The following is a 10,310-nucleotide window of genomic DNA, read 5'->3' on the forward strand; positions in this document are numbered from 1 at the left end:
GGGTCAATCCAGGGAAAGGGATGCGGGAAACGTCAGGCGCAATTGCAGGCCGCCCAGCTCGGACGGCAAGGCCTCGATCCGGCCGTCATGCGCTTCGACAATGCGCTGGCAGATCGCCAGGCCCAGGCCCGATCCGCCATGTTGCCGGTTGCGCGACGATTCCACGCGAAAGAAACGTTCGAACAGGCGGGGCAGCATGTCAGCCGGAACACCCGGCGCAGTGTCCTGCAGAACAATGATCACCTCCGAACCCGCCGCATGCGCCGTGATCTGCAGCATGCCGTTCGGATCCGTGTACCGCACCGAATTTTCGATCAGGTTGGTGAACAGCTGCGTCAGCCGCTGCGCATCACCCTGGATGGGCGGCAGGCCGGCGGGCAATTCAATCTGCATGCCCAGGGACTTGCGCGCCATCCGGTCCTGGAACATGCCGGCGGTCTGCCGCAACAGCGCCCCCACATCCAGACGAGTCATGCGGTAGGTCAGCGCGCCCACGTCGGCCAGCGACAGCTCGTGCAGGTCATCAATGAGCTTGCTCAATAAGGTGACCTCGGCCTGCAAGGATGCGATGGTCTGCGGCGACATGGCGCGCACGCCATCTTCCACGGCTTCCAGCTCGCCCCGCAGCACGGCCAGCGGCGTGCGCAGTTCATGCGAGATGTCGGCCACCATGTTCCGCCGCAGTTCTTCGTTGCGCTCCAGCGCGCTCGCCAGGTGGTTGAAGTCCTGCGCGAGCTGGCCCAGTTCGTCCGACGACCGGGTATCGACCCGCGTGCCGTAATCGCCCGCGGCCAGCCGATGCGTTGCGCCTGCCATGCGGCGCACGGGCGCCAGAAAGCCGCGCGCCAGCAGGATGCTGACCAGCGCGGCCACCAGCAAGGAAATGCCGCCGATGATCCAGGTGGCCAGCAGTTGCTGCTCCTGGAAGCGGTCATCGGCATCGCTGTTGTTGCGCGCGCGGATCGGCGGCGCGGCCAGCCAGCCCACGGCCTGCCGGTCCACCACGATGGGAAATTGCGAGGCAATAGGCTGCCCGGGCTGCTGCCCCACGACCACCTTGTGATCGGCATCAAGCAGCGTGAAGCGCGGCGGCGGGGGCGGCGGGGGACCGTAATCGTCCTGCTGCGTTGACTCTGCGCGTTCGACATTGCGGCCGGGCGCGCTCAGCACGCGACGCCAGCGCGGCGGGTTGTTGCGCAGGAATTCCCAGTCGCCGTGCTCGCGGTAGGCATCGGCCAGGACCAGGCTCAGGCTGGTAGCCCGTTCGGCTTCCCGCTCGCGCAGGTAGTCGACAAAGCCGCGTTCGAAGCTCCAGCGCAAGGCGCCTGCCATCGCGAAGGCGATCAGGATGCAGGTCGCCAGGATGACGACGAACAACTTGGAGGTAATACCGAATTTCATGGAAGACATCGCTGGCGCCGGCAACGGGTTCAGGCCCGAGGCGACGAAGTGTCGCGTATCCATGACGTTATACAAGGCGCCGGGGGCGCCTTGTCGGGGACTTCACATAATTTTCACATTATTGATCACGGCACGACGCCCGGCGGCAGGGCCATGCAATGCGCCGCCACGTCACGCGGCCGGGTCCACCACACCGCATCGCGGCCCACGTGATCCACGCAATGCTTCAGCGCGCGTCGCAGCATGCGCAGGCGGAACGGCTGGCCGAACACATACGGATGCACCGACACGTTCATGACCAGCGGATGTTTGACCGACTGCTCCAGCATTTCATCGAACTGCTCGATGATCATCTGGCAGAAGTCGCCCGCATCCTGCTTGCGATGGATCACCACCTGCGAGTCGTTCAACTCGATCGGGTAGGGCACCGACAGCAGCGGGCCATGCTTGGTGCGCAGCCACACCGGCTGATCGTCCATCGGCCAGTCCATCACGTATTCGTAGCCGATCTCCTTCAGCAGATCCAGCGTGTTCGACGTCTCGTACGCGCCCGATCCCATCCAGCCCTTGGGCGCCGCGCCCTCACGCTGGGTGATGGTTTCGGTAATCTCGCGCAGGATCCGTTCTTCGTCCGGCTCCCACAGGCCGCGCAGGTTTTCGGCATTGCTGCGGCCATGGGCGACCACTTCATCGCCCCGCGCCCGCAGCGCATCCATGATCTGCGGCGCGTAGTCATAGACCAGGCTGTTGCAGTTGTGCGCGGCCGGCAGGCCCAGTTCATCCAGCAGGTCGAACAGGCGCCAGATGCCGATCCGGTTGCCGTAGTCGCGCCACGAATAATTGCGGTGCGTCTGCGGCTCGCCGGTCTTGGCCGGATCGTGGCCCATGCCTGCGCCGAACGCGAACCACTCGATGTTCGTGGTCAGGCAGAACGCCAGCCGCTTGCCTTCCGGCCATGCGTAGTCCTTGCGCTCGGGCAGGGGAACGTAGTCGTAACGAGAATGCTGCGGCAGCAGCGGCTTGCGTGTCATCCGTTTTCCTTTTGGGTTGCTGCGTGTCCCTTACTGCACACGGGCGCCCGTCGCCTTCACGATGGGGCCGTACTTCACGACTTCACGATTGAGCAGCGTGCCGAAGTCGTTCGGCGACATCGTCACCGCGTCGGCGCCCAGGCTCTCGTAAAGGGTCTTGATCTCGGGCGTGGCCACGACCTTGGCCAAGGCGGCATTCAGTTTCTGCACCACGTCGGCCGGCATGTTGGCTGGTCCCATGATCCCGTTGTAAAGCACCACTTCAAAGTTCGGCACGCCGGCTTCGATCATGGTCGGCACATCGGGCGCGGTGTCTACGCGCTTGGGTGTGGTCACGGCCAGCGCGCGCAGCCGGTTGCCTTTCATCGCGGCAATGGCGGGCGGCATGCTGCTGAAAACGAAGGCGACTTCGCCGCCCAGAATGGCCTGCGTGGCGGGCGCACTGCCCTTGTAGGGCACATGCACCGCGTCGACCTTGGCGGCGTTGTTGAACATCTCGCTGGTCAGGTGGACGATCGTGCCGTTGCCGGACGACCCGTACGAATACCCGCCCGGCTTGGCCTTCAGCATGCTGATGAGTTCATTGACGTTCTTGACCGGCGAACTGGGGTTGACCACCAGCATCAGGGGCGTCGAGGCCACCATCGCCACCGGCGTGAAGCTCTTGACGGTGTCATACGACAGCTTGGGATACAGCGTGGCGTTGATGGCGTGGGTGGTGACGTCCTGCAGCATCAAGGTATAGCCATCGGGCTCGGCACGCGCGATCAGGTCCGACGCGATGGTCGTGCCGGCGCCCGGACGATTCTCGACATAGACCTGTTGCCCAAGCTCGCTCGACAACTTGACGGCGATGGACCGTGCGATCACGTCCGAGATGCCGCCGGCGGTAAAGCCGACGACCAGGCGGATCGGTTTGGTGGGGTAGGACGTCTGTGCCCAGGCGGACGAGACGGCGATCAGGGCGACCGCGCAGGCGGCAGTGGTGGTTGCCAGGGTGGCAGTGTAGCGACGGGCAGACATGGAACCTCCGGAGACGGATGTGGATTACGAGTCAACGTGACAGCGAAAGCAGCGAAAGCCAAAGCGATTCGATGTCCTTGCGCGCAAGCGCCCGGACAATGAAGACGAGCGTCGACTGGTCAGGGGCAGACGCGCCCTTGGCCAGCGCCACGTGCTTGTCGAACACATGGCAGACACCCTGGACCAGGACGGGGGCGGCTTCGCCCTCGAAATGCAGGATGCCTTTGACGCGCAGCAGGTCCGCTCCCCGCAGGCGCACCAGGATGTCGAGGAAATCCTGGAACAGCTCGCGAGGCAGGGGTTCGTTGAATGTCAGAGTGAAGCTCGTCACGTCCCTGGGATGGGGCGTGAGTAAGGACCCGAGATACCCTCCTTGTTCTGTCTCCGTGGGTTCTTGCCAGGCGAAAGGCGATACCCCTGCAAGCAGGGCAATATCGATGTCACCGTGCGACGCGATCTCGCGCCTGGCAAATCCGTTGATCGTGTTTATCCAGTCCAGGCTTTCGGCGACCTGGTCCTGCGTTGCCAGGTCCGTTTTCGTCACGATCACCAGGTCGGCGGCAGCCACCTGGCGCGAGGCGATCACGGGCGCCGCACGGCGGCCCTCGGCATTGTTCGCATCGACCAGCGCCACGACGTGGGCCAGCCGATAATCCCGCGCAAGCGGCGCGTCGCTATACAAGGTCTGTGCCACCGGCCCCGGATCGGCCAGTCCGCTGGTCTCGACGATCACCCGGTCAAAGCCGGGCAGCTCGCCGCGCCGGCGGCGCAGCGTGATGTCCACCAGCAGCTCCTGCAGGTCGCCGCGCAGCTGGCAGCACAGGCAGCCGTTATCCAGCAGCACCGTGCGGTCGTCCGACTTTTCCAGCAGATGGTGATCGATGCCGATCTCGCCTATCTCATTGACGATCATCAGCGAGTCCGACAGCTCGGGCGTCGCCAGCACTTTTTTCAGCAGCGTGGTCTTGCCGCTGCCGAGAAATCCCGACACGACAATCACCGGGACACGCGCATCCTTGGGCATGGGCGACGTCATGGCATCACACCGTCATTTCGATCACGTACAGGCCGCCCGTGTGCCGGTCGACCGTGAACACGATGCCGCGGTCATCCACGAACAGATCGTTCAGCTGGATCGCGCCCACCGGCGAATTGGCCGGCGCCGGCGGCACGAAGTACGCCACCTCGCGCGGCTGATACGGGTCGCTGATGTCGTAGGCCCGCACGCCACCATTGAAGAACGTGCCGATGATCAGTTCTTCGGACTTGAACGCGCCGGCAACCGGCGGATTCTCGTGGATGTTGTGCGCGCCGAACCGGCCACCGCGCCGCTTGAACACATCCACGGGCGGCGCGGGCAGGGTCGAGATGCTGACCAGGTTGGTTTCGTCGCTGCCATCAAGCAGCCACACCAGCTTGGGCCAGTCGCCGCCGTTGTCCTGCACGCACTCGTCGGTCAGCACCATCAGGTTGCGGCCGAACAGCGGCATCAGCGTGTGCGTGAAGCCTTTGAACGGCGGCGAGTTGCGAAAGCTCGAGATCGGCTTCGGATTGCGCTTGTCCGAGATATCCATCACAAACGCGCCGCCATCGATGTAGCCCAGGTAGCAGCGGTCCGGACGATCGGGGTACACGTTGGTGTTGTGCGCGCGAAACCCGGAGTCCAGGTCGGGCGCCAGCCGTTTGGGCGGCGGCGCGTCGTCGCCTTCCATGGTTCCCGGCAGCCACCAGCGGCCGATGGCCTCGGGCTTGGTCGGGTTGCGAACGTCAACGATCCGGTAGATCTGGTCGTCTTTCGGATTGCGCGGCGTCAGCGACGGATCGCTGCACGTCATATGCACGGTTTCGCCGTCGACAAACCACACGGCATGCGCGCCGCGCGAGGTCGGACCGGACGCATCGAAGTGCCCGATCGACCGGGGATGCTCCGGCACGCTGATATCGAACATCTCGAACCCGGCAGGGGCCAGGCCTGGTTTGCTGACCTGATACGCCACCGCCATCAGGTTGCCCGAGATCTCCAGCGAATTGGACCGCATCGATGCATGGGGCAGGTCGGTCTGCGCGATCACCTTGGGCGAACGCGGCTCGGTCACATCCACCGCCGTAAAGTTTTTCGGCGCGCTTTCATGCGCCATCCACAGCACGCGGCGGCCGCCAGGCAGGACCTGCATCGCCACGCCTTCGCCCACACCGCCATATCCGCCCAGGTCGTTCTGGGCCAGCAGGCGCATGTTCAGGAATTGGGCGCCGCCCGACGTCTTGCTGTTCATGCCTGCTCCTGCGTGTTGAACCAGTCCAGGATCTGCGCACCGGTCATGAACGCCACGTTGGAATGCCCTTGGATGTAATCGAGCGCCTGTTCGAAATACTTGATCCGATGCGGCACGCCGCTCAGGAAAGGATGGACCGCAATGCCCATCACGCGCACATGGTCCCCGCCCTCCATATACAGGCGGTCAAAGGAATCCTTGATGCGTTCGAGCAGCACGTCCGACCGGTGATGCTGCACGGCCATCATCGGAATGTCGTTGAGTTCGACCGAGTACGGCATGGCGACCATCTCGCCCGACCCGGCCTGCAGCCGGCAGGGTTGGTCGTCCAGGCACCAGTCGCCGATGTAGCGGATGCCGGCGTCATGCAGCAGGTCCACCGAGTCGTAGGTCTGCGTCAGTCCGGGTCCGAGCCAGCCCACCGGCTTCTTGCCGGTAAATCCTTCGATCGTTTCCACGGTCTGCCGGATCATGGCCGCCTGGTCTTCGACCTGGTGGGTCGGCATCTGCGTGAACGCATGGCCCATGAACTCCCAGCCGGCGTCGTGCGCTTCCTGCGCCACGCGCGGGTAGCGGTTGCAGACATTGCCGTTGATCGACAGCGTCGGCACGATGCCGCGCCGGTCCAGGGCGGCCTTCAGCCGCCAGAAGCCGACACGCATCCCGTACTCATGCCAGGCCCAGTTGGGGATATCGGGCAGAGTCGTGATGCCGGTTGGTGGGGGCAGTACCTGGCGCGGCATGGCCCGCTCGATCTGCCAGTCTTCCACGTTGACGATGGGCCACACGATGACGCGCGCGCCATCGGGCGGGGTCAAACGGGGGCGGTCAATGATGGGCGAATAAGGCAGACGGTCGCGTGGCTGCATCGAATGTCCAGTATGTGGATAATGGGGGGACGGATTCTGTTAATCCATCCTCCGCGCACGCATCAGTCGTGTCAACGATGCCTGTCAAAATGTCCACTATCTGGAAATACTGGTCTTGAGCTCGATCCAGCCTGTAGAAAAGCCCGCGGCACGCGCCGCCGCCGACGGCACCCAGGGCATCCGCCGGGTCGTCCGTGTACTGAAAGTCCTGGCCGTGCATCGCGATGTCGGCCTGCGCTTTGTCGAAGTGGCCGACCTGTGCGAACTCGAGCGGCCCACGGCGCACCGCATGCTCAAGACCCTGGTCGAAGAAGGCCTGCTGGTGCGGGATACGCGCAGCAAACGGTACCGGCTCGGGTCACTGACCTTCGAACTGGGCCTGGCCGCCGCGCATCACTTCAATCTGGTCGATCTGTGCGCCCCGTCCTTGCAACGCCTGGCGCGCGCCACCGGCGACACCTCGTTCCTGTTCATCCGGCGCGGCAACGACGCGATCTGTGTCAGCAGTGTGCCCGGGCACTATCCCATCCAGACCCCCGTCGTGCCGGTCGGAAGCCGTCAACCGCTGGGCGTGAATGCAGGCGGCCTGGCATTGCTATTGAGCATGACGCCGGCCGAAGTCGAAGAAATCATTGCGGCGGTGCGCCCGCGCCTTGGCGCCTATGGTGACTTCGATGCCGATGACTTGCGTCAGTCGGTCGCGGCGGGGCGCACGCAGCGATATGCGCTGATCGGCGAAAAGGCGGTACCCGGCGTCACCGCAATGGGACTGCCGATCGTGAACCAGCTGGGCGTGCCCGTCGCCGCATTGACCGTCGCAGCCATTTCCAGCCGCATGACGCCCGCACGTCAGCAGGACATCGTTCCGCTGCTGCAGCAGGAAGTCGATGAAGTGCGGCGGCTGTTGTACCGGTAACGCATCAGGTCGGCCACGGCGTGCAGCCGCAGCCGGCTGGTCTCGAGCCGGGCGGGTTCCCCCTTATTTGGGTGGGCCCTTCCTTGGCTTGGAAGACGCGGTTGCGTCCGCGGCGGCGCCACGGCGCACCGGGGCAGGGGTGCGCTGCGGGACGCGCGGGGACACCTGCGCAGTCGGGCGCACATTGCGTTGATTCAGTGGGGGGAGGGGAGTTGCCGTCGCAGCAGGTGCCGGATGGCTGGCGGTTTTCTCGGTCATGGCTGTCTCCATAGGGCGACGGAGCCATTCGCGAGACTCGCAAGGAACGTCGCTGTTCGTGTCATCCACCGGCCGTGCCGGCAGGTCATGCAGTACTGCGGATCGCATCGTCAGCAGGTTCGGTGGACCTGGTGTGCAAAAGCCAGCCGTCGCAGGGTGCGACGACTGGCCAACGGGCCCCTGGCTCGCGCCGTATGCCGGCGTCTCTGTTTCGGGGTCCGGGGTACTGCCTTGGCGTAGTGCCTTAAGGTATTTCCTTAAGGCAGTGCCTATCTATTGCGTATTACGGACGGACCACCGTCGTACCACCGGCAACGACGTCGTCGCGGTAGGCCAGCGGACGACGCTTGAAGCCTGCGGCGCCAGCGCCACCGGCGATCAGCATGCCGATGATGAGGGTAGCCAGGGTCCACCATGCGCCTTGCGACACGGCACGGGCGGTTGCATCAGCCGCTTCACGCGCCTTCTGCTCGGCCTGCTTCTTGGCTTCTTCGATCTTGGCCATGGTCTGGTTATACGTCTGCTCGTAGTTGTCGGCAATACGCTGCGACTCTTCACGCGACTTGCCGGTACGGGCCTGGATGATGTTGACCAGGGCTTCCTTGTCGGCGGCGTTCAGGGCCGGCGCGGCTTGGCTCTTCACACGATTCCACCAGGCAGACAGGTCGTTGTCGGCCGATTGCGGTTGCGTGGCGGCGTTCTGCGCGGTGTTCTGACCGTCTTGCGCAGCCTGTTGTGCCTTGTCCTGCAGGCGCTCGGGGTTCAGTTCGGCCTTGCCGGTCTGACGCAGCAGCGTGTCGAGTTCCGACTGGATGCTGCCCATGTCGATGTCGACACCGTTCTTGCGCAGCTGATCCTTGACGGTATCGGCGACGGCGGGAGCGGCACGCATGGCGCCTTCACCTGCGATCGACAGACCCTTGCCCAGAATGCTGCCCGCCGCGCCGAAGATGCCGCCGGCAATCGACGTCAGCAGCCAGATCGTCAGCATCGTCGTGATCGCCCACGACAGCACGCCGTGCAGGCTGCCTTGCGAACGCGACGAACGGCCCGCAAAGTAGGCGCCGATGGCAATCGAGATCACCGTCGTCAGCAGCAGCCAGATGCCGGTGCCCATACCCATGCCTTGCACCGGATTGCCTTCTTCCAGCGGTTCGATGGCGCCTGCGCCGATCGCTGTGCCAAGCACGCTCAGGATCAGGTAGGAGACGAGCGACAGGCTGACGCCTGCGAAGATGGCGCCCAAGGAGATTCTGGGGCCGCGGTCGTTGTTGACGATGGTTGTCATAAGAAGAGTCCGTGTTGTTGTTTGTGACTGGAGCCGTCCGGGCGGCGACTCCTTGACCCTGTGGAGCAACGACCGTGCCACATGGAATGCCGCACTGCAGCGATCTTTCGCAAGGATGAGCTGAGGATGAGTCCGTACGCTGGGAAACTGTGGCAAAACGCCGGGAACTTTTCTGACTTGCGTGACGTGGTCCGGTGCCTCGCGCACGCGTGAGCGTTCGCGGAAGGAATTACAAAGCGGCGTAAATAAAGGCGTTCAGGAGATTTTGCGAGATTTACCTGGGCCAGCTCAGCAGTGACTTTTGCGGATAATTGGAAGCGATTACAACTGTGCGGTGTCTGCAGTGGCCGGGAAGGTCATCCGCGCGGGTGTGCTCTGCCTATATATAAGGAGCTGATGGCTCTAAGGACCCGATGGCATCCTTCAGATGGCGTGCTGCTTTCGGCGTCGGGCGCTTGATATATGGCGCCAACGAAATTTGTTCCGGTCCGCTTGCAAGCCGGAATTTTTCCGTGCTATATTCATTGGCTCGACGGAACAAACGCAAAACGCAACGCGATCTGCCTAGGCAGCAGCGGTGCAGCGGGTTCTGAAGAGCAGCAGTGCGGTAATGAAGATGTCTGGTAGTTGAGTGTTCGCAGTTTGATTTTCCGAACTTTGAATGTTTCAACGGTTTGACAAGCGTAAAAAACTCCTTCATAATCTCGCTTCTGTGCTGATGAAGAAATTCAACGGCAACGCACTAGGAAGTAAACGAGCCAGCGCAGCGAAACACGCGGCGCACGCAGCAAAGCAAGGCGACTTGCACGACGCGAAAAGATGGTTTAGAATAGCAGGCTTGCTGCAGCAAACGACGAAACGAAAGTTGAGTCGGCGACGCAGCAAAGCAAGTGGTTCAGCAGTACAAGATTTGCAGTACCGAAGTTAGCAACACCGAATACCGCAGTACCCGTTCTTTAAAAATTAAACAGCCGATAAGTGTGGGCACTTGAAGCCAGTGCGCGTGTTGAGCGGTGCGATCCTCGGATTGCGCAAGCGACTAGCCCAATGAAATCAAGTGCTCATAGAAGTAAATTTGTAGGAAGGATCATATCCAACCTTCAAGTTCTTTGAGAGTACGCAGCGAACGTGCCGCGGGGAAGAGTTTCACGACTTAACCTCGTAGTACACAAATAGTTAGAGATTAAACTGAAGAGTTTGATCCTGGCTCAGATTGAACGCTAGCGGCATGCCTTACACATGCAAGTCGAA

At 62.9% G+C, this 10,310-nt stretch carries 8 protein-coding genes and 1 rRNA gene; 2 read left to right on the forward strand and 7 right to left on the reverse strand.

Going from position 1 to position 10,310, the window contains the following annotated elements:
• Positions 1-3: 3 nt before the first annotated feature.
• The 6 genes from baeS to HD883_RS24520 form a co-directional block, all read right to left on the reverse strand.
• Positions 4-1,464, reverse strand: coding sequence for a sensor histidine kinase efflux regulator BaeS (gene baeS / locus HD883_RS24495; protein WP_306456328.1), 1,461 nt, complete (start codon positions 1,462-1,464; stop codon positions 4-6).
• A 62-nt stretch (positions 1,465-1,526) separates the two neighbouring features.
• Complete coding sequence (locus HD883_RS24500) at positions 1,527-2,432, reverse strand: polysaccharide deacetylase family protein (RefSeq protein WP_179589692.1); 906 nt, start codon at positions 2,430-2,432, stop codon at positions 1,527-1,529.
• A gap of 30 nt (positions 2,433-2,462) precedes the next feature.
• Positions 2,463-3,455, reverse strand: a complete 993-nt coding sequence (locus tag HD883_RS24505; protein ID WP_179589693.1) for a Bug family tripartite tricarboxylate transporter substrate binding protein — start codon at positions 3,453-3,455, stop codon at positions 2,463-2,465.
• A 31-nt stretch (positions 3,456-3,486) separates the two neighbouring features.
• Entirely contained in the window at positions 3,487-4,479 is a 993-nt protein-coding gene (locus tag HD883_RS24510; RefSeq protein ID WP_179589694.1) for a CobW family GTP-binding protein, read from the reverse strand.
• A 16-nt stretch (positions 4,480-4,495) separates the two neighbouring features.
• The gene (locus HD883_RS24515; protein ID WP_218863591.1) at positions 4,496-5,728 is read right to left on the reverse strand and encodes an LVIVD repeat-containing protein; all 1,233 of its coding nucleotides are present in this window, start codon (positions 5,726-5,728) and stop codon (positions 4,496-4,498) included.
• Entirely contained in the window at positions 5,725-6,597 is an 873-nt protein-coding gene (locus HD883_RS24520) for a polysaccharide deacetylase family protein (protein WP_179589695.1), read from the reverse strand. The genes HD883_RS24515 and HD883_RS24520 overlap by 4 nt, the downstream gene beginning before the upstream one ends.
• Positions 6,598-6,712: 115 nt before the next feature.
• Here HD883_RS24520 and HD883_RS24525 point away from each other — a divergent pair, with 115 nt between their 5' ends.
• Complete coding sequence (locus HD883_RS24525; RefSeq protein WP_218863593.1) at positions 6,713-7,513, forward strand: IclR family transcriptional regulator; 801 nt, start codon at positions 6,713-6,715, stop codon at positions 7,511-7,513.
• 541 nt (positions 7,514-8,054) lie between these two features.
• On the opposite strand, the gene HD883_RS24530 is transcribed toward HD883_RS24525, so the two are convergent.
• Entirely contained in the window at positions 8,055-9,059 is a 1,005-nt protein-coding gene (locus HD883_RS24530) for a hypothetical protein (protein ID WP_179589696.1), read from the reverse strand.
• A gap of 1,185 nt (positions 9,060-10,244) precedes the next feature.
• On the opposite strand from HD883_RS24530, the gene HD883_RS24535 reads away from it, so the two are divergent.
• A 16S ribosomal RNA gene (locus tag HD883_RS24535) occupies positions 10,245-10,310 on the forward strand; the annotation flags it as partial.

It is taken from the genome of Pigmentiphaga litoralis, from assembly GCF_013408655.1.
Taxonomy (GTDB): domain Bacteria; phylum Pseudomonadota; class Gammaproteobacteria; order Burkholderiales; family Burkholderiaceae_B; genus Pigmentiphaga; species Pigmentiphaga litoralis_A.